Source organism: Mesorhizobium sophorae (assembly GCF_002270415.1).
Classification (GTDB): Bacteria; Pseudomonadota; Alphaproteobacteria; order Rhizobiales; family Rhizobiaceae; genus Mesorhizobium; species Mesorhizobium sophorae.
Genome location: NZ_NNRI01000011.1, coordinates 72794 through 90412, shown reverse-complemented (window position 1 = coordinate 90412; position 17619 = coordinate 72794). Strand labels below are relative to the sequence as shown.

Sequence of the window (17619 nt, the reverse complement as noted above, 5' to 3'; positions counted from 1 at the left end):
TTGGTCAAGCTGGCGTCAGGTTCGCTGCTGCCTGAGCATGGCGATGACCCGGTGCACGCTCTCCAGCGTCTCGTCTATTTCGGCCGCCGTGTTGTAATGCGCGATGCCGATGCGCACGACCCCATGTTCGGCCGGAATGCCGAGCTGGTGGACGATCTCCCAAGCGTAGTTGTGGCCGGACCACAGGAAGATGTTTTCGGCGTTCATCTGCCGAACGATCGTCTCCGGCACAATGCCGTCGACGGTGAAGGACACTGTCGGCACACGTTCGGCGAGCCGCTTCGGATCGGTGATGCCGTGAATGGTCAGGCCTGAAATGTCCGACAGGCCGTCGATCAGCCTTTGCGCCAGCGGGTTTTCGTAGGCGATCGACACCTCGAACGCCTTGGCGATCTTGCGCCTTCGCGACCCACCCTCGCCCGCTGCCGCACCCAATCCTGAGAAATAATCGACCGCGGCCGTGAGGCCCGCCATCAGCTCGATCTGCGGCGTGCCGAGTTCGAACCGCTCCGGCAGGCCATTCGACGAACAGCGGCATTTGTAGGGTTTCAGACCATCGATGACATCGCGCCGCCCCCACAATATGCCCATGTGCGGACCGAAGAATTTGTAGGCCGAGCAGATCAGGAAATCGCAGCCGAGATCTTTGACGTCGATCAGGCCATGCGTCGCAAACTGCACGGCGTCGACATAGACCAGGGCGCCGGCATTGCTGGCGATGGCGGTCAACGCCTTCACCCGGTTGATCGAGCCGGTCAGATTGCTGGCGTAGTTCAGCGCGACCAGCCGGGTCTTCTCCGAAAGCAGACCCGCCAGCGTCGCCTCTTCGACCTGCCAGCTCTTTTCGTCGAACGGCAGCCAGTGCACCACCAGGCCAAGGTCCTCTGCCAGTTGCAGCCAGGGCGAGACATTGCCCTCGTGGTCCATGCGGGTGAGGATGATCTCGTCGCCGGGCTTCATCGTGCGGCCGAGCGTGCGCGACATGTGATAGGTCAGCGTCGTCATGTTGGCGCCGATGATGATTTCCTCAGGGGTTTCCGCACCGAGGAAATCGGCCATCGCCTGATGCGCCTCGTCGACGACGGCCTGCGCTGCGACAGTCGTTTCGAAATAGCCGCCAAGGTTGGCGTTGGTGGTCAGAAGGCAGCGCGACACGGCGTCCGCGACTGCCTGTGGCACCTGCGTGCCGGCAGGATTGTCGAGATAGATGCGCCGCCGCCCCTTGTCGGTCAGGGAGAGCGCCGGAAACCTTCCACGCACTGCCTCGATCGGAAAATCCATCATTGTCTCCACCCCTCTGTTATTCCTGGATAATTCTGTCCCCCATCAAGGACACGGATTGCCGACGCGCTGATGGATCGCGTCCACCGCCTTCTGCATCTCTTCGGTCCAGACGACGTCGATCGAAGACAACGCCATGTCGAGCTGCGCAAGGGTGGTCGCGCCGACGATGTTCGAGGTGACGAAGGGCCGGCTCGAGACATAGGCATTGGCAAACAGCGCCGGTTCGAGGCCAAAGGAGCGCGCCAGCTCATTGTATTCGAGCTGTGCCTCGGCCGCGTTGGGTGTCTCGTAGCGCTGGCCGCGGTTGAAGAGCTGCGTGCGCGACCCCTGAGGGCGTGCGCCATGGTCGTATTTGCCGGTCAGATAGCCCTGCGCCAGCGGCGAGTAGGGAAGCAGCGACACCTGTTCGCGCTCGCAGACCTCGGCGAGGTTCACTTCGAAGGTGCGGTTGACGAGATTGTAGGCGTTCTGGATCGACGCGACGCGGGGACCGATGCCTTTGTCGGCCTCCGCCAGGAACCGCATCACGCCCCAGGAACTTTCGTTCGATAGGCCGAAATGGCGGATCTTGCCGACCTTCACCAGTTCGTCGAACACGGCAAGCGTCTCGGCGATCGGCGTTTCGTCGGTTGGTGCGCCCACAGAATCGGCGCGGCGCGGTACAGCGCCGACGCGCGTCGGGTTGGCGCCCCAGGGGATGTCCCGTTCCGGCCAGTGGATCTGGTAGAGGTCGAGATAGTCGGTGCCGAGCTTGGCCAGCGATTTGTCGATGGCGTCAAAGATATCGGCACGCACGAGTTGCGACGGCCTGTCGCCGCGGAACCAGCCGTTGGCGGTGCGGCCGACGACTTTCGAGGCCAGGATCACCTTGTCGCGGTTGCCGTTGGCCTTCATCCAGCTGCCGATGATCTTCTCGGTTCGCCCTTGCGTCTCCGCCTTGGGCGGGATCGGGTAGAGCTCGGCGGTGTCGATGAAATTGACGCCGCGCGAGAAGGCCAGATCCATCTGGGCGTGGCCATCTGCCTCGGTGTTCTGCTGGCCCCAGGTCATGGAGCCCAGGCAGATCTGGCTAACAAGAAGATCGGTCCGACCGAGACGGCGTTTGTGCATGGAATTCTGCTCCGGAGGGAAAGCTTGCGTGGCGGCGTGGGAAGGAAGCCGCATCTATAGGGAAAGCAGAGGCGCTCTCCAAGCCTCGCCAGCCCGACTTTTGGGTGAACCAGTGGCGCCTAGCGGCGAGCGCCAGCCAGCGCGCGGCGCTTTGCCTCGTCGATCAGCATATTGGCCACCTGCATGCGGATCATGGCGCGCTGGCGCAGGTGCGGAGCGACACGGTCCGGATGGTTGGCAAAGGCGAAGCTGCGGCGCATGCGGCCAAAATCGGCGACCTGCTTGGGCTGATTGAGGCCAAGTTCGACGGCAATGGATTCCGGATCGATCGGCGGCAGGCTTTCCTCGGGCTTCAGCTCTTCGCCGGCGAGTGCCAGTCTGGCATGCTCGAGCAAGGCGGCGAATTCGGTCGCCAGATCGGCGCCGGCCTCGCGATATTCAGTGGAAAAGCTGCTGCCCGAAACCTTGATGCGGCCGGAATGGAGTTCATCGGCCACCGAGAGATAGTCGAACGGGATGGAAGGACGAGCGCCGGACTCTTCGCCCTCGATCCCGTCGAGCTTGTCCGAAGCGACGAAGAGGTCGTCGAGCAACGAAGCGAAATCCCGCTTGGCGCCAGTAGCGATGTCAGCCTCCCCCTTGCTCGACTATCCAAGCTTCAGACCATAGAACCGGCCCGTTAAAAATGCATGCCACCGATGTTAACGAATTTAGCCGTTGCCGGGACCAAAGCTGCGGTATCTGCCGTCCCAAAACAAAAGCCGGACTGCACTTTCATGCAGTCCGGAATTCGCCAGGAGTGGCGAGGAAAAGCCGGCCATGTGCCGGCGTTCAGCCTACGGTGCGCATCGGGAAAAAGTTTCACCCGCTCGCAAAACTATGCTCGGAAAAATCATCAGGACATGGCAGGCATGCAAATGCTGCACTGCACAATCGTCACGATTCACCTATATTAGCAGCCGTGGAGGAATCAACCAGGAGCCTGAACCATGGGTTTCTTCACTGAAATGTTCGCCCGGCCGCGGCCGCAGGAACATCTGAGATACCGCTCGGCACTCGCACTGCTTCATTCGATGAGCAATGCCGACCGCGCCGACATCGGCATCAAGCCCGCCGACTTTCCGCGCATCGCCCGCGAAATGTCCATTCGCTAAACACATACGCTTGCGAGATGTCCCGGATCCGTCCAGGACATCTCAAAAACCTCAAGTCCTCAGCGCGCGCCGAGGAACGTCGCCTTGCCCAATGGCACGCCATTGTGGCGAAGGATGTCGTAGGCGGTGGTGAGGTGGAAATAGAAGTTGGGCATGGCCACATGCAGGAGATACTGCAGGCCGGGCATCGAGCGTTCGCGCCCGCCAAGCTTCAATTCGATCACCTTGTCATCCGACCCGTCGAACTCGGCGGCTGAAAATGTCGCCAGCAGGTCCAGGGTCTTGGTGATGCGCGCCTGGATATCGGCAAAACTCGCCTCGTTGTCCTCGTAACTCGGCACTTGCCGACCGGCGAGCCGCGACGGCGCACCCTTGGCATGGTCGGTGGCGATCTGCACCTGCCTGGTGAGCGCAAACATGTCGGGCGCCAGCCTGGAGGTCAGGAACACCTGCGGGTCGATCTTGCGCTCAAGCGCATTCTGTTCGGCTGCCGCCAGTATGGTGGAAAGGGCTTTCAGCCTCTCCGTAAACACAGGCACGGATACCTCATACATCGATATCGTCACGTCAAATCTCCTTGTCCGGCCGGAACGCCGGCGGATGGACGTAGCGCCTTCAGGCACGATTCTTCAAGCACCACCAGCGCCACGTCACCACGTTGCCGCAATCGCCATAGTAGAATCTCCCCATCGAGCGGAGATTCCCGATGAGACGCGCCCTTTTCGCAGCGACTGCCTTTCTCTCCCTTGCTACAGCAGGCCAAACAGTACTGGCCGCCGACGATACACCCGAAGCGCCGTATGTCGACGATCGATCAAGCGCCGACGCCGTCGTCCGCTCACTTTACAGCGCGATCAACCGGCATGAATTCGCTCGCGCCTGGGGTTATTTCGGAGATACAAAGCCAGCAAAGGACTTCGACAGTTTCGTCAAGGGCTATGACGGCACCGACAAGGTCGAGGTCGAGACCGGTGCAATTTCAGACGAGGGCGCTGCCGGCAGCATTTTCTACAATGTCCCTGTCGCCATTCGCGCCACCGACAAGACCGGCGGCGAAAAGGTCTTTGCCGGCTGCTATACGCTTCGCCAGGTCAATGCCCAGGTCCAGGCCGCGCCGCCCTTCGATCCGATCCACATCGAAAAAGGTGCACTGAAACCCTCCACCGCCGATTTCGAGGAGGCGCTGCCGCCAAGCTGCGGCGACGGCCCGCCACCTCCGAAGAAGGACACGGCACTGGAGCAGGCCAAGAAGGCCTTCCTGGCGACTTATGGCGACCAGTGCGACAAGCAGTTCCTGGCCGATGAGCCGACCGTTTTTTCGATCAAATACAAGGACAAGGATGCAGCGCCCGGCGACCCCGACAAGGAAACACGGCTGTTCCATTTTTCCTGCTCCGCCGCCGCCTACAATGAAAGCTCGGTCTACTACATGACCGACGAGCTATCGGCCGTGCAGCAATTGCAGTTCGCCGAACCCAAGATGGATATCCGCTACGAGAACAATGACAGCGACGGCAAATTGCTGGGCATGAGCATCGTCGGCTTCCAGACGACCGGCTGGGCGGTCAATTCCGATTATGACGAGGAAGCCCACACGATCACCACCTTCAACAAGTGGCGCGGCGTCGGTGATGCATCCGACTCGGGGACCTATCTGTTCCGCAATGGCAATTTCTCGCTGGTACAGTTCGACGTCGACGCGTCCTATGACGGCGAGGAAAATCCGCAGACGGTTGTCGACTACAACACCGCGCCCTGAGGGTTAGCCGGCTTCCCGCAGCGTCGATCAAGGTGCTTTCGACAGCATCCAGTTGAGGGTGCCGCGCCAATCGGTCATGCGGATCGGCGTGCCGTGGGTGCCTGTCTCGAAACGGACGAAGCGGGTCGGATAGGGATAGGCTTTCGATTTGGCGATGATGGCACGGAAGAAGGCTTCCTGCTTTTCCACCGGGAAAACCACGTCATGGCTGCCCTGTCCGAAGAAGACCGGGACGTGACGCCTGAAGGCCGGGCTTGAGAAAAAACTCTCGTCCCATAGCGAGCCGAGCAGCAGCAGGCCGTTGATGCGCCGGCCCGTGTCGTTGCGTGCAGCAAGCTTCCAGCACAGGGACCCGCCCATCGAGCCACAGGCGATGAAAATCTTCGCGCTGGGAGATTGTTCGGCATAATGATCGATCAGCGCCGCCACCTGGGCCGCGCCCTTGTCGCCGAAATCGGGAAAGTCGGGGCTGAGATAGAGGCCGCCATTGCCGGCCATCAGGTTCTTGAGCCGGTTGAAATTGCCGCCGAAGGTGAAGTCGTCGACGCCTTGCTTGCGGCTGCCGCCCTGCCCGTGCAGGTAAAGCACGATGATGCCGGCGCCCTCGGTCTTGCCGACGGCAACGTGCCTGACATCGCCGGCATCGGTTTTCAGCAGCAGATCCTGCTGCACCTTGCGCACGCTGGTGTCGGTGTATTGAGCGCGCACCCTGCGCTCCGGCACCTCGTCACGCTGGTTGATGTCGCGTAGCTCGTGGTAGTCGAGGACGGTGTAGGCGCCGCTGGTGTCGGACGACAGCACGGCCGGATAGGCGAAGAGATCGTCCTTGAAGGGTTTTAGCGACAGCGTCTGACTTTGCGCGGTCGCCGACAACAGGGCCGTCGCGGTTACAAAGACACAGAAAAATCGGAAGCGGAAAGACATGCCAGCAGGCATGCGTTTTTCAGCTTCGGTTTGTCAATCCTGCAATACACCGCCGGCGCCTTCCAGCGCTTCGCGGGTGTCGACATCGACGGACGCCCCTGCGCCGATCTCGACATCGATGACATCGAGCCCTTCGGCCTCGACCAGATGGCGTGCACCGGTGTCGCCTTCCAGATGGGCGATCGCCGGAAACAGCGAGCGCGGCAAAAGCGCCGGGTTGCCGCGTTTGCCGTCATGCGAGGCGCGCACCACCGAATTGCCGCCGGCCTTGCGGAATGCATCGATCAACCTGTCGAGGTCATCAGACGAGACACCCGGCATGTCGCCGAGAACGATCATCACGCCGGCGGAGTCTTCGGGCAGATAGGCAATGCCGGCCTTTAGCGAGGTGGACAGGCCGTCGGCGAAATCGGGATTGTCGGCGAAAGCCACATCCAGCCCCGCCAACGCCGCCTGCACCCGCTCGCGCTGGTGGCCGGTGACGACAATCGTGCCCGAAGCCTTCGAGCCGAGCGCGCGTTCGGCGGTGCGGCGCACCAGCGGCTTGCCGTCGAACAGGGCCAAGAGCTTGTTCGGCCCGCCCATGCGGCTCGACCGGCCCGCCGCCAGAAGCACGATGCCGACCTTGAGCTTGTTTTTGGGCGGCAGCGGTTCACGCGGCTGCGGCCGGGTCGGGATTTCCATCAACAGCCCGCCGACTCCCATGCCGGCGATGTCCTTGGCGGTCACGTCAAGGCCAGCGATCAACCGGTCCAGCACCCAGTCGAAGCCATTTTCCTTGGGGCTGCGGGCGCAGCCGGGTGCACCGATGACACGCTTGCCGCCGAGCGTGCCGAGCACCAGCAGATTGCCGGGGTCGACCGGCATGCCCGCGCGGATAACAGTACCACCCGCCCTCTCGATCGCCGCCGGAATGACATCGGCGAAATCGCTCATCGCCGAGGCGCCGAAGATCACCACCATGTCGTTGTCGCGCGCCAGTAAGGCCGCGGCCTCCGCCACCGGAGCGATCTCGTGCGGGGTGCGACGCTCCGCCGTCAGCCTGCCGCCGGTGCGCGCCAGCCGCGCTTCGGTGACGCGCAGCGTCTTGTCGAGCACGCTCGGCTTGATGCCCGGCAGGACGGTCTGGATGACGCCGACACGGACGGGCTGATAGGCGTTGACGGCAAAGATTTCCCCGCCGGCGCAGATTTTCGTGACCGCATCGACCAGGGCAGAGCTGACCGCGAAGGGAATGATCTTCACCGTCGCGACCATCTGGCCTTTCTCGACCGGCGCATGCTGCGCCAACGTGGCGATGGTGATGGCGGGATCGACGGCGTTGATGGCGTCGATGACAGCGGCGTTGACGGTGAAGATTCCGGCTGACCCGGCGTGGAGATTGACCCGCCCGGTCGCGGCCGGCCGGGCGTCGATGCCGCGAAAGGCCATGCTCTCGGCTATTTCCTGCGCGGCGGCGTCCTCACTGAGATCGTCGGCGGCCAGCACGGCCGCAACAACCTGAGAAATGCCGGCGCCGCGCAGCAAGGCCACGTCTTCGGCGTTCAGCCTGTGCGCCTTGCGAAAGCGCCATTCGCCGGCCGTGGTGGCATGCGCCAGCACCGCACCTTCGGCCGCTTCGATCGGAATCGGGCCGAATTTCACGCTGCCGCGCCTTTCACTTCCAGACCGCGCGAGCGGAAGGCATGGACGACCTGCGCCAGCACCGCGACCGCGATCTCGGCTGGGCTGGCGGCACCGATGTCGAGCCCGATCGGCGCGTGAATGCGGGCGATCTCGTCGGCGCTCGCGCCAAGCGCCAGCAAGCGTTCGACACGCTTGGCGTGGGTTTTGCGGCTGCCAAGCGCGCCGACATAGAAGCAGTTGGCGTCGAGCGCTGCCTTCAGCGCAAAATCGTCGATCTTCGGATCATGGGTGACAGCGGCAAGCGCCGTGTAGCTGTCGAGCGGCTCGCGCTTCAGCACGTCCTCCGGCCATTCGGCGTGCAGGGTGACGTCGGGAAAGCGGTCTGATGTGGCAAAGGCGGTGCGGGGATCGATGATCTCCAGGCGATAGCCTGCGATCCTGGCCATCGGAGCCAGTGCCTGGCTGATGTGCACAGCGCCGACGACAACCAGCCGCGGCTGCGGCAGATGCGCGTTGAGAAAGAAGGTCCGTCCTTCGGCCTCGACCGAACCGGAATTGCCTGATCGAAACGCCCTGGCGACAGCAACGCCGAGATCGCCTGCAACCTGGTCGCCTTCGCGCACGATACGGTCGCGGCCGTCACCGAGATCGGTGACGAGGATCGCCGCGCGGCGGGCGCGGCGTTCGGCGTTCAACATCTTGAGCGCATACGGGTCCATAAAGGTCAGCCCAATCTTTCAACATAGACTTTGATGCGGCCGCCGCAGGACAGGCCGACCTGCCAGGCGGTTTCGTCGGCAACACCGAACTCGAGCATCCTGGCCTTGCCTGTGTCGATCACATCGATCGCTTCGGTAACCACCGCGCCTTCGACGCAGCCGCCAGAGACGGAGCCGTGGAAATTGCCGTCGGCGTCGATGACCAGATGGCTGCCCACGGGGCGAGGCGCCGATCCCCAGGTCTCGACCACCGTGGCGATGGCGACATCCTTGCCGTCCTTCATCCAGCCTTCCGCGATGATCAGCGGATCGCGGGCCTCGTCGAGATAGATGCTGTTTTCCATGATCGCTTCTCTTGGAGTCTGTTTATGATCTGGGCACCGCCAGTTCGCGCAAGCGGGTTCGTCGTGATCCACTTGGCGCGTGGCAAACGCATGGTCAATCAATCACCGCGAATGCGTCAACTTCGATGAGGTAGTCGGGGGACAGGCTCGCCACGCCAAGCACCACGTCAGCTGGTTTGTGATCTCCGAACAACCCTATCCGCGCCTTTTCGATGATCGGCAGGCATTCATCGCGATTGTAGTTGACGACATAGATCGTGATCCTGGTGACCTGCCTAGACGCCGCACCGGCGGCGGCAAGTGCTCGGCCGAGATTGGCAAACACCTGGCGCGCCTGAGTCGCAAGATCACCACGGCCAACAAGCTTACCATGTAGGTCTTCGGGCTCCTGGCCCGAGATGAACACCAACTTGCTCCCTGTCGCAACGACGACCTGGCTGTACGTCTGCGGAATTGGCAGATCCTTGGGGTTGATGCTTTGGAGCGTCATCGATCGGGCCTCCTGTGCGGTGATTTCAGTTTTTTCTGGGAGTCTGTTTTCCGATGGATAGACATATGGCTATGCGGCGCGCCTGACACCAGCGTCCAGCCATCGGCGCGGGTCAACGGACTGCACAGATTTCTTGTCCAGCGAGGCACAGAGATCGGCGAGTGCATCGAGATTGTGCACCGAGCGGAACTCGTCGACATGCGGCAGCATCGCCTTGACGCCGCGGGCGCGCGCCTGGAAACCGTCGAAGCGCAGCAACGGGTTAAGCCAGATCAACCGCCGGCAGGATTTGTGCAGGCGCTCCATCTCCTCCGAGAGGCCGACGACATCGTCGCGCTCCAGCCCGTCGGTGATCAAAAGCACCACCGCCCCCTGCCCCAGAACGCGGCGCGACCACAGCCGGTTGAACTCGGCCAGCGTATCGCCAATGCGCGTGCCGCCCGACCAGTCCTTGACCGCCGCCGAGCAGTCGGCCAGTGCGGCATCCGGATCGCGGTGGCGCATCTGCCGGGTCAGATTGGTCAGCCGGGTGCCGAAAACGAAAGTGTGGACACGGCGGCGCTTTTCGGTCAGCGCATGCAGGAAGTGCAGGAAGATGCGCGTGTACTGGCTCATCGAGCCGGAAATGTCGGCCAGCACCACCAGCGGCGGGTGAACCTCGCGCTGTGAGCGGAATTTCGGCAGGATCAGTTCGCCGCCGGTGCGGGCGGCCGAACGCATCATGGCGCGCGGATCGATGCGGCGGCCATGCGCATCGGCCTTGAAGCGCCGGGTCCGCACCATGTCGAAAGGCAACCGCAACTGGGCGATCGCCTTCTTGGCATCCGCCATCTCGGCTGCGTTCATCTGGGCAAAGTCCTTGCCGCGCAGCACCTCGTTGCCGGAAAAAGTAAAGCGGGCGTCGACCTCGATTTCGGGGATTTCCTGCGTCGGCTGGTTCTTCTGATGGCCCTCGAACATCGCCTGGCTGACGCGGTTTTCGGCGGCGCGCGGCTTCTGTTTTTCCCTGGTGTCGGGCGCCACCGGCGAGAACATCGCCAGCATCTTCTCGATCAGTTCGCGCGACTTCCAGAACAGCCGGAAAGCTTCGTCGAAGATGGCGTGGTCCTCGTGACGGGACACAAGCACGGCATGCAGCGTCCAGTAGAAATCATCGCGCGAACCGATGCCGGCGACGAGCACCGCCTCGATGGCATCCTTGACCGACGCCGGTCCGACCCGCATGCCGGCCTTACGCAAAGTGCGGGCGAAATAGACGATATTGTCGGCAATCCGACCGTCCACTGTCGCCTCTTTCGGCTCGGGGCGCGGCATCGCCTACTCCGCCGCCGAAAGCTCAGCCTTCACCTCGTTGAGGATGCGCCGGCCTTCGCCCTGTTCGATACGGGCAATGTCGTCCTGGTATTTCAACAGCACGCCGATGGTGTCCGATACGGTTTCCGGATCAAGCGCCACCTTGTCGAGCTCCGTCAGCGCGCCGGCCCAGTCGATGGTTTCGGCGACGCCCGGCACCTTGAACAGCTCGATCTGGCGCAGCTTCTGGATGAAGGAGACCACCTCGGCCGAAAGCCGCTGGTTGGCCTGCGGCACCTTTCGGCGCACGATCTCCAGTTCGCGCTCGGCATTGGGATAGTCGACCCAGTGATAGAGACAGCGCCGCTTCAGCGCGTCGTGGATCTCGCGGGTGCGGTTGGTGGTGATGATGACGATCGGCGGTTCTTCCGCCTTGATCGTGCCGAGTTCAGGCACTGTCACCTGGAAATCGGACAGGATTTCGAGCAGGAACGCCTCGAAGGCCTCGTCGGTGCGATCGAGTTCATCGATCAGGAAGACCGGCGCGGCACCCGTCTTGCCGGTCAGCGCATCGAGCACCGGGCGACGGATCAGGTATTTTTCGGAGAAAACGTTGCGCTCCATGTCGGAGCGGTCGACCTTGCCGGCCGCCTCCTCCATGCGGATCTCGATCATCTGCGCAGCGTAGTTCCACTCGTAGACGGCAGACGAGACGTCAAGGCCTTCATAGCACTGCAAGCGGATCAACCGGCGGCCAAGTGCTTGCGCCAGCACCTTGGCGATCTCGGTCTTGCCGACACCGGCCTCGCCCTCGAGGAACAGCGGCCGTTTCATGCGCAGCGACAGGAACAGCACGGTTGCCAATGACCGGTCCGCCACATAGTCCGCACCGGTCAGGAGATCGAGCGTCTCGTCGATCGTCCGCGGCGCGGCACGCGGTTTCAACTCGTTCATTCTTTCTCCGTGAACGCCGCCGCCCCGCTGTCCAGAACATGGTAGCCGCGGGCGTGATAGATCAGCGGCCGCAAATTATCGCCCATGCGCAGGCCTGTCACCTTGCCAAAAAGCACACGATGCGTGGCCAGGTCCTTGCTGTCGATCAGCTCGCAGTCGAACACCGCGAGCGCGCCCTTCAGCGTCGGCGCGCCGGTCGAAATCACGTCCCATTCGCCCAGCGCGAAGCGTTCCTCGACCGGCAGGCCGGTGATGCCGGAAAAGCCGATCGAGAGCGGCTCCTGATGCGAAGCCAGCGTGTTCAGGGCAAATCTGCCGTTTTTCACGAACGGCTCATTCTTGGGGTTTTCGCGGTTGAGGCAGACGAGAATCGTCGGTGGCGTGTCCGACACCGAACAGGCCGCGATCACCGTCGCGCCGCGCTTGCCCGCCGGCCCATCGGTGGTGACCACATGGACGTGGCCGGCAAAATGGCTCATCGCATCGCGATAGGCCTGCGGCCCAATGTCATTCTTCTTCAGCACCGGAAATTGTCCACAGCCAGAAACCTACCGCTATATATGGCGACATACGACATGCCACAAGCGAAGTGCTTGGCCCATATCGTGAAATTCGCGTGTTGCACCAAGGCCGGCCAGCCTTTAGGTCTTGGCGGGAATTGGCGGCTGCGAGATGTCGCCAGTTGGGAGGAATTCATCACCAGAATGCGCCCCGGGGTAACGATATCTGCCGCACTGGCCTGGCTGTTCATGGCCGGCGTCGCCAGCGCCCAGACGCTGCTGGTCGGCGTGGCTGCACCCTTGTCCGGACCATCTGCCATCCTCGGCAAACAGATCGACGCCGGCACCGGTATCGCGGCCGAAGCGAACGGCGTCGAACTCAAAACCATCGATGACGCCTGTACCGCCGATGGCGGAGCCGCCGCAGCCAGGGAATTCGTGGCGGCCAAGGTCACTGTGGTGGTCGGCTTTCTCTGCACCGACGCGATCGAGGCGGCGATGCCGATCCTGAAAGACGCCAACATTCCGGTCATCACCGTTGGCGTGCGAACCGAAAGCCTGACCGACCGGCGCGCCAAGACCGGCTGGCCAGTCTATCGTCTCGGGCCACGCGGCGACGACGAGCGCAATGCGGTCGCCGCCAGCCTCACCCGCCTGTGGCAGGACGAACTGTTCGCCATCATCGATGACGGCACCATCTATGGCCGCGAAATGGCCGAGACGTTTCGGGCGGCGGCCGAACAGGCGGCGCTGAAGCCGGTTTTCGTCGATACGTTCCGGCCGCAGCTCGACAACCAGATCGGCCTGGTCGGCCGGCTGAAGAAGGCCGGCGCGACGCATGTCTTTGCGGGCGGCGACGGCGACGATGTCGCCATCATGGGCCGTGACGCGGCGCAACTTTCCGCCGGTATCGTGTTCGCCGGGGGCGAAAATCTGCGCACGCCGCCCGGCGATGTGCCCTATGCGACGGGCACGCTGATGATCGCACCGCCTGAATGGGCCGATGTCGCCGATCCAAAAGTGCTGGAAAGCTTCTCCGCACGGAGGATCGTGCCGGACGGCTACACACTGCCGGCCTACGCGGCGGTCGAGATCGCCAAGGCAGCATCAGGCCTGGCCGAAACTTCAGGCAAGCCGCTGGCCGACGCGCTGACCGGGCATGATTTCACCACCGCGATAGGCACGGTCCGCTTCGACGCGAAAGGCGACCTCAGCCAGAGCCCGTACCGCGTCTTCCGCTTCGACGGCACACGTTTTGCGCCTTTGGAAAGCAACTGATGTTTCGCACCGGCCCGCGCAATCTGATCACCGATGTCGCCGGGCTGCGGGTCGGCAACGCTTCCGACGCCAGGCTGAAGTCCGGCGTCACGACCATCCTTTGCAACGAGCCGGCGGTGGCCGGCGTGCAGATCCTGGGCGGTGCGCCGGGCACCCGCGAGACCGATCTGCTCGAACCGCACAATTCGGTCGAGGCGGTCCACGCGGTGGTGCTTTCAGGCGGTTCGGCTTTCGGTCTCGATGCGGCATCCGGCGTGCAGGCGGCCCTGCGCGAGCGCGGCATCGGGTTCGAAGTCGGTGGCTTTCGCGTGCCGATCGTGCCGGCGGCGATCCTGTTCGACCTGCGCAATGGCGGCGACAAGGACTGGGGCCGTTATCCACCCTACCGCGACCTCGGCTATGAGGCAGCGCAAGCCGCCTCAGCCGATTTCCAGCTCGGCACGATCGGCGCCGGCACCGGTGCACTCACCTCCGGTTTGAAGGGCGGCCTCGGCTCGGCCTCGACGCTGCTCGACAATGGCATCACCGTCGGTGCGCTGGCCGCCGTCAACCCGACCGGCTCGGTGACCGTCGGCCGAACCCGCCATTTCTGGGCGGCACCCTTCGAAATCGGCGACGAATTTGGCGGACTTGGCTACCCATCGCCGATGCCGGACGACGCGAAACGGATCCTGTTGAAATACCGCGACAAGCATGTCGACGGACAGATGGAGACCGGTGGCAACACCACCATCGCCGTTATTGCCACGGACGCGGTTCTCACCAAGGCCGCCGCAAAACGACTGGCGATAGCAGCGCATGACGGGTTCGTGCGCGCCATCTGGCCGACGCACACCCCGGCCGACGGCGACCTGGTGTTTGCGCTGGCGACGGGTACCAGTGGTGTCGAGCTTGCGGCCGATGCGGCGATCGACCTCTATGCCGCGGCCGGCGCCACGATGGCGCGCGCCATCAGCCGCGGTGTGTTTGCGTCGACGCCTGCCGATGACGACCTGTTTCCGGTCTGGTCGTCGCGCTCGGGGTGAAGCAGCCGATCAGACGGGATCGGACTTTTCTTCCTCGAAGGTCACCGCGACATCGGAATTCGCCGACAGCCACACCTTCTTGCCATCGACCTCGGCAACCAGAGCCAGGGAAATGTAGTGGTGATGGCCCTTGTGAGCGCCCTCGCCGCTGTCGGCCTTGGTCAGCTTGATCCGCTTCCCGTCGACGTTGTCGACGGTGCCGACATGCACGCCATCGGCGCCGATGACTTCCATATGCTCACGAATTTTGCTGGTGTCGGTCATGATGGTTCTCCTTTGGATTGCCGACATTAACAAATGACCGGCCGATTGGATGCATCGGCTCTCGGACTGCACGACGTTTTGATTCCGTCGTGCTAATGCATGTCGCGCAAAAGTGGTCCCGGTTTTGGGAGAACGACATGCATAGAAAGTAAAGATCTAAAGCGCGTCGCCTGAATCCGTTAAACTGCGACGCGCTTTAGGGGATTGAAACGATCACGGCTGCCGGAGCGAAAACCGATGCGACTGCTCTTCCTGTTTGTCGTTGCCATGCTTGCACAATTTGCGACGTCGATCGCCGCCCATGCCGGCGATGTCGCCGAGCTCGAAATCCTCGGCTTCACCAAGGACGGTGGTGTCTTCGCCTTCGAGGAATATGGCGTCCAGGACGGCTCGGGATTCCCTTATGCCAACCGTTATTATATCGACACGAACGACGACAGCTTTCTCAAGGGAACGCCGGTCAGGGTCCGGATCGACGATGAGAATGCCACGCTCGAAGCGGCCCGCCTCGAGGCCCGGCAAAAAGGCGAAGCGATCGTCAAACAGGCTGAGTTGACGGCCAACAGGGGCATCACCGCAGGCTTCAACCCGGTGACCGAGCTTTCGGCCGATCCGCACCGCATGGCGGTCAACCCACGCCCGATCTTTTCGCCGGTCGACCAGCCGCTTGAATTCCGGCTAGACGAGGTCGGGATGAACAACACCGAAGGCTGCGAGAGCCAGGGCGAGATCAACGGCTTCCGGTTGCTGCGCATCGAGGCGCAGGATGGCGGCACGACCAAGCTGTTGCACGAGGACAAGTCGATCCCCAAGAGCCGGGGTTGCCCGAACGGCTACCGGATCGGCGCGGTGCAGACGTTTTCAATGGACAGTCTCAGCGGCTATGCGGTGCTGATCAGCGTGCGCCAATACGGCTTCGAGGGGCCGAATTTTCGCTGGATCGCAGTGACCGGCCGCCTGTGACATCGCTTGTTCAACCCGCTGGGCGCAATCGTGCCCTGAGCCGCCTTCGCCGCGCTATACCGGCGTCGCGAACAGCGCTTTTCGGCGCCTTGTTGTGGGCCGTGGCGATGGGCGCCAGCGCGCTCGTCACCCTGCTGTTGGATGGCTGGGAGACGCCTGAAAAGATCGGCACCGTGTCGCTGCTCTATGCCTGCGGCGGAGCACTTGCCTTTCCGTTTGGCCTGTTCGCGGCGCGGCTGGTCTCGCTCGGAAGGCGCTGGGAGGTTGCGTTCGCGGCGGCGTTCGTGTGCCTGCTCGGCGCAACCATCGGCCTGACCGGCGGGCTCTATGCCTTGCAATATCGCTCCTATTATGCCGAGTGGCATGCACCGGCTTTCACCCGCAACTGGGCCATCCAGTTCGTCTTCACGGTGTTGATTGCGCTCTACCAGTTCGTGGTGCTGGGCATCCGGCTCTATTTTCCGCTCGGTTTCGCCGCCTTGCTTGCCGCGAGCGTCTGGTTTGCGCGGCAGCGGCGTTGAGCATTTTGCCCGCCTCTGTTAGGACGCGGGCAAACTCCTCGACAAATCAGGACTGACCGATGATCCCTCGTTATTCCCGGCCGGAAATGGTCGCCATCTGGTCGCCCGAAACCCGGTTCCGCATCTGGTTCGAGATCGAAGCTTATGCGTGCGATGCGCTGGCCGAACTCGGTGTCATCCCCAAGGAAGCGGCTAAAACCATCTGGGAAAAGGGCGGCGCGGCAAAATTCAACGTGGAAGCGATCGACGAGATCGAGCGCGTCACCAAGCATGACGTCATCGCCTTCCTCACCCATCTTGCTGAATTCGTCGGACCCGACGCCCGCTTCATCCATCAGGGCATGACCTCTTCGGACGTTCTCGACACCTGCTTTGCCGTCCAGCTTACCCGAGCCAGCGACATCCTTCTGGCCGACATTGACGGCCTGCTTGCGGCACTCAAGCGCCGTGCCTTCGAGCACAAGGACACCGTCACGATCGGCCGCAGCCATGGCATCCATGCCGAGCCGACGACCTTCGGCATCAAGCTGGCGCAGGCCTATGCCGAGTTCTCGCGCTGCCGCGAGCGGCTGGTGCATGCGCGGGAAGACATCGCCACCTGCGCCATTTCGGGCGCGGTCGGAACCTTCGCCAACATCGACCCCTATGTCGAGGAACATGTGGCGGCAAAGCTCGGGCTGAAGCCCGAGCCGGTGTCGACGCAGGTGATCCCGCGCGACCGCCACGCCATGTTCTTCGCCACGCTCGGCGTCATCGCCTCGTCGATCGAGCGGCTGTCGATCGAGATCCGGCATCTGCAGCGCACCGAAGTGCTGGAGGCGGAAGAGTATTTCTCGCCGGGTCAAAAGGGCTCGTCGGCGATGCCGCACAAGCGCAATCCGGTGCTGACCGAAAACCTCACCGGCCTGGCCCGCATGGTGCGGTCCATGGCGCTGCCGGCGATGGAGAACGTGGCGCTCTGGCACGAGCGCGATATTTCGCACTCCTCTGTCGAACGCATGATCGGCCCGGACGCCACGGTGACGCTCGATTTCGCGCTGTCACGGCTGACCAGCGTCGTCGACAAGCTGCTCGTCTATCCCGACAACATGCTGAAGAACATGAACAAGTTCCGCGGCCTCGTGCATTCGCAGCGCGTCATGCTGGCGCTGACGCAGGCCGGCCTGTCGCGAGAGGACTCCTACCGGCTGGTGCAGCGCAACGCCATGAAGGTGTGGGAGCAAGGCGCTGATTTTCTTGAAGAACTATTGGCCGACAAGGAAGTGACCGCCGCCCTGCCGGAAGCCGAAATCCGCGAGAAATTCGACCTCGGCTATCACACCAAGCATGTCGATACGATCTTCAAGCGGGTGTTCGGCGAAGCCTGAGGCGAGCTTTGTCTTCTCCCCGTCACTATGCGAGGAGAAGACGC

Annotated in this window: 20 protein-coding genes; 7 read left to right on the top strand and 13 right to left on the bottom strand. The window is 62.9% G+C overall.

The window, feature by feature from the left end:
• Window positions 1-15: 15 nt before the first annotated feature.
• From CGZ66_RS17060 to CGZ66_RS17050, 3 genes are all read right to left on the bottom strand, one after another.
• The gene (locus CGZ66_RS17060; protein WP_167392138.1) at window positions 16-1284 is read right to left on the bottom strand and encodes a cysteine desulfurase-like protein; all 1269 of its coding nucleotides are present in this window, start codon (window positions 1282-1284) and stop codon (window positions 16-18) included.
• Between the two features lie 42 nt (window positions 1285-1326).
• Window positions 1327-2394, bottom strand: a complete 1068-nt coding sequence (locus CGZ66_RS17055; RefSeq protein WP_095085558.1) for an aldo/keto reductase — start codon at window positions 2392-2394, stop codon at window positions 1327-1329.
• 119 nt (window positions 2395-2513) lie between these two features.
• Entirely contained in the window at window positions 2514-2987 is a 474-nt protein-coding gene (locus tag CGZ66_RS17050) for a hypothetical protein (protein ID WP_095085555.1), read from the bottom strand.
• Between the two features lie 396 nt (window positions 2988-3383).
• On the opposite strand from CGZ66_RS17050, the gene CGZ66_RS17045 reads away from it, so the two are divergent.
• Window positions 3384-3548, top strand: a complete 165-nt coding sequence (locus CGZ66_RS17045) for a hypothetical protein (RefSeq protein ID WP_023810361.1) — start codon at window positions 3384-3386, stop codon at window positions 3546-3548.
• 59 nt (window positions 3549-3607) lie between these two features.
• Here CGZ66_RS17045 and CGZ66_RS17040 read toward each other — a convergent pair whose 3' ends face one another.
• Window positions 3608-4114: a DUF1993 domain-containing protein gene (locus CGZ66_RS17040; protein WP_095085553.1), complete on the bottom strand. Its 507-nt coding sequence runs from the start codon at window positions 4112-4114 to the stop codon at window positions 3608-3610.
• 140 nt (window positions 4115-4254) lie between these two features.
• Here CGZ66_RS17040 and CGZ66_RS17035 point away from each other — a divergent pair, with 140 nt between their 5' ends.
• Window positions 4255-5307 (top strand): DUF1176 domain-containing protein, encoded by a 1053-nt coding sequence (locus CGZ66_RS17035; RefSeq protein ID WP_095085550.1) that lies wholly within the window; start codon window positions 4255-4257, stop codon window positions 5305-5307.
• A gap of 27 nt (window positions 5308-5334) precedes the next feature.
• Here CGZ66_RS17035 and CGZ66_RS17030 read toward each other — a convergent pair whose 3' ends face one another.
• The 8 genes from CGZ66_RS17030 to CGZ66_RS16995 all read right to left on the bottom strand — a co-directional run bounded on the left by CGZ66_RS17030 (window position 5335) and on the right by CGZ66_RS16995 (window position 12181).
• Window positions 5335-6231 (bottom strand): alpha/beta hydrolase family protein, encoded by an 897-nt coding sequence (locus CGZ66_RS17030; RefSeq protein ID WP_095085696.1) that lies wholly within the window; start codon window positions 6229-6231, stop codon window positions 5335-5337.
• A 33-nt stretch (window positions 6232-6264) separates the two neighbouring features.
• Window positions 6265-7875: an NTP transferase domain-containing protein gene (locus tag CGZ66_RS17025; protein ID WP_095085547.1), complete on the bottom strand. Its 1611-nt coding sequence runs from the start codon at window positions 7873-7875 to the stop codon at window positions 6265-6267.
• On the bottom strand, window positions 7872-8576 hold the full coding sequence (locus tag CGZ66_RS17020; RefSeq protein ID WP_095085545.1) for an XdhC family protein: 705 nt from the start codon (window positions 8574-8576) through the stop codon (window positions 7872-7874). Before CGZ66_RS17020 ends, CGZ66_RS17025 begins: the two co-directional genes overlap by 4 nt.
• A 5-nt stretch (window positions 8577-8581) precedes the next feature.
• On the bottom strand, window positions 8582-8920 hold the full coding sequence (locus tag CGZ66_RS17015) for an XdhC family protein (RefSeq protein WP_095085542.1): 339 nt from the start codon (window positions 8918-8920) through the stop codon (window positions 8582-8584).
• Window positions 8921-9014: 94 nt separating this feature from the next.
• Window positions 9015-9410, bottom strand: coding sequence for a RidA family protein (locus CGZ66_RS17010; RefSeq protein WP_095085539.1), 396 nt, complete (start codon window positions 9408-9410; stop codon window positions 9015-9017).
• A gap of 69 nt (window positions 9411-9479) precedes the next feature.
• Window positions 9480-10724 (bottom strand): vWA domain-containing protein, encoded by a 1245-nt coding sequence (locus tag CGZ66_RS17005; protein ID WP_095085534.1) that lies wholly within the window; start codon window positions 10722-10724, stop codon window positions 9480-9482.
• 3 nt (window positions 10725-10727) lie between these two features.
• Entirely contained in the window at window positions 10728-11657 is a 930-nt protein-coding gene (locus CGZ66_RS17000) for an AAA family ATPase (RefSeq protein WP_095085532.1), read from the bottom strand.
• Window positions 11654-12181: a flavin reductase gene (locus tag CGZ66_RS16995; protein WP_095085520.1), complete on the bottom strand. Its 528-nt coding sequence runs from the start codon at window positions 12179-12181 to the stop codon at window positions 11654-11656. The genes CGZ66_RS17000 and CGZ66_RS16995 overlap by 4 nt, the downstream gene beginning before the upstream one ends.
• A gap of 180 nt (window positions 12182-12361) precedes the next feature.
• Here CGZ66_RS16995 and CGZ66_RS16990 point away from each other — a divergent pair, with 180 nt between their 5' ends.
• Both CGZ66_RS16990 and CGZ66_RS16985 read left to right on the top strand, forming a co-directional pair.
• On the top strand, window positions 12362-13435 hold the full coding sequence (locus tag CGZ66_RS16990; RefSeq protein WP_095085516.1) for a branched-chain amino acid ABC transporter substrate-binding protein: 1074 nt from the start codon (window positions 12362-12364) through the stop codon (window positions 13433-13435).
• Window positions 13435-14460: a P1 family peptidase gene (locus CGZ66_RS16985; RefSeq protein WP_095085513.1), complete on the top strand. Its 1026-nt coding sequence runs from the start codon at window positions 13435-13437 to the stop codon at window positions 14458-14460. Before CGZ66_RS16990 ends, CGZ66_RS16985 begins: the two co-directional genes overlap by 1 nt.
• A gap of 9 nt (window positions 14461-14469) precedes the next feature.
• On the opposite strand, the gene CGZ66_RS16980 is transcribed toward CGZ66_RS16985, so the two are convergent.
• Window positions 14470-14724 carry a DUF2171 domain-containing protein gene (locus tag CGZ66_RS16980; protein WP_095085505.1) on the bottom strand — a complete coding sequence of 85 codons (255 nt, stop codon included), beginning with the start codon at window positions 14722-14724 and terminating at the stop codon, window positions 14470-14472.
• Between the two features lie 237 nt (window positions 14725-14961).
• On the opposite strand from CGZ66_RS16980, the gene CGZ66_RS16975 reads away from it, so the two are divergent.
• From CGZ66_RS16975 to purB, 3 genes are all read left to right on the top strand, one after another.
• Complete coding sequence (locus CGZ66_RS16975) at window positions 14962-15687, top strand: DUF2259 domain-containing protein (protein ID WP_095085503.1); 726 nt, start codon at window positions 14962-14964, stop codon at window positions 15685-15687.
• A 107-nt stretch (window positions 15688-15794) separates the two neighbouring features.
• Window positions 15795-16208: a hypothetical protein gene (locus tag CGZ66_RS16970; protein WP_095085500.1), complete on the top strand. Its 414-nt coding sequence runs from the start codon at window positions 15795-15797 to the stop codon at window positions 16206-16208.
• A 59-nt stretch (window positions 16209-16267) separates the two neighbouring features.
• Window positions 16268-17575 (top strand): adenylosuccinate lyase, encoded by a 1308-nt coding sequence (purB, locus tag CGZ66_RS16965; protein ID WP_095085498.1) that lies wholly within the window; start codon window positions 16268-16270, stop codon window positions 17573-17575.
• The last annotated feature ends 44 nt before the right edge of the window (window positions 17576-17619 follow it).

Bases quoted from the DNA above. Each gene is read 5' to 3' on its own strand.
- CGZ66_RS17020 (WP_095085545.1), bottom strand. From the start codon at position 8,576: ATGGACCCGTATGCGCTCAAGATGTTGAACGCCGAACGCCGCGCCCGC.
- CGZ66_RS16975 (WP_095085503.1), top strand. From the start codon at position 14,962: ATGCGACTGCTCTTCCTGTTTGTCGTTGCCATGCTTGCACAATTTGCG.
- CGZ66_RS17045 (WP_023810361.1), top strand. From the start codon at position 3,384: ATGGGTTTCTTCACTGAAATGTTCGCCCGGCCGCGGCCGCAGGAACAT.
- purB (WP_095085498.1), top strand. From the start codon at position 16,268: ATGATCCCTCGTTATTCCCGGCCGGAAATGGTCGCCATCTGGTCGCCC.
- CGZ66_RS17055 (WP_095085558.1), bottom strand. From the start codon at position 2,394: ATGCACAAACGCCGTCTCGGTCGGACCGATCTTCTTGTTAGCCAGATC.
- CGZ66_RS17015 (WP_095085542.1), bottom strand. From the start codon at position 8,920: ATGGAAAACAGCATCTATCTCGACGAGGCCCGCGATCCGCTGATCATC.
- CGZ66_RS17035 (WP_095085550.1), top strand. From the start codon at position 4,255: ATGAGACGCGCCCTTTTCGCAGCGACTGCCTTTCTCTCCCTTGCTACA.
- CGZ66_RS17005 (WP_095085534.1), bottom strand. From the start codon at position 10,724: ATGCCGCGCCCCGAGCCGAAAGAGGCGACAGTGGACGGTCGGATTGCC.
- CGZ66_RS17060 (WP_167392138.1), bottom strand. From the start codon at position 1,284: ATGATGGATTTTCCGATCGAGGCAGTGCGTGGAAGGTTTCCGGCGCTC.
- CGZ66_RS17010 (WP_095085539.1), bottom strand. From the start codon at position 9,410: ATGACGCTCCAAAGCATCAACCCCAAGGATCTGCCAATTCCGCAGACG.
- CGZ66_RS16990 (WP_095085516.1), top strand. From the start codon at position 12,362: ATGCGCCCCGGGGTAACGATATCTGCCGCACTGGCCTGGCTGTTCATG.
- CGZ66_RS17000 (WP_095085532.1), bottom strand. From the start codon at position 11,657: ATGAACGAGTTGAAACCGCGTGCCGCGCCGCGGACGATCGACGAGACG.
- CGZ66_RS16970 (WP_095085500.1), top strand. From the start codon at position 15,795: ATGGGCGCCAGCGCGCTCGTCACCCTGCTGTTGGATGGCTGGGAGACG.
- CGZ66_RS17030 (WP_095085696.1), bottom strand. From the start codon at position 6,231: ATGTCTTTCCGCTTCCGATTTTTCTGTGTCTTTGTAACCGCGACGGCC.
- CGZ66_RS16985 (WP_095085513.1), top strand. From the start codon at position 13,435: ATGTTTCGCACCGGCCCGCGCAATCTGATCACCGATGTCGCCGGGCTG.
- CGZ66_RS16980 (WP_095085505.1), bottom strand. From the start codon at position 14,724: ATGACCGACACCAGCAAAATTCGTGAGCATATGGAAGTCATCGGCGCC.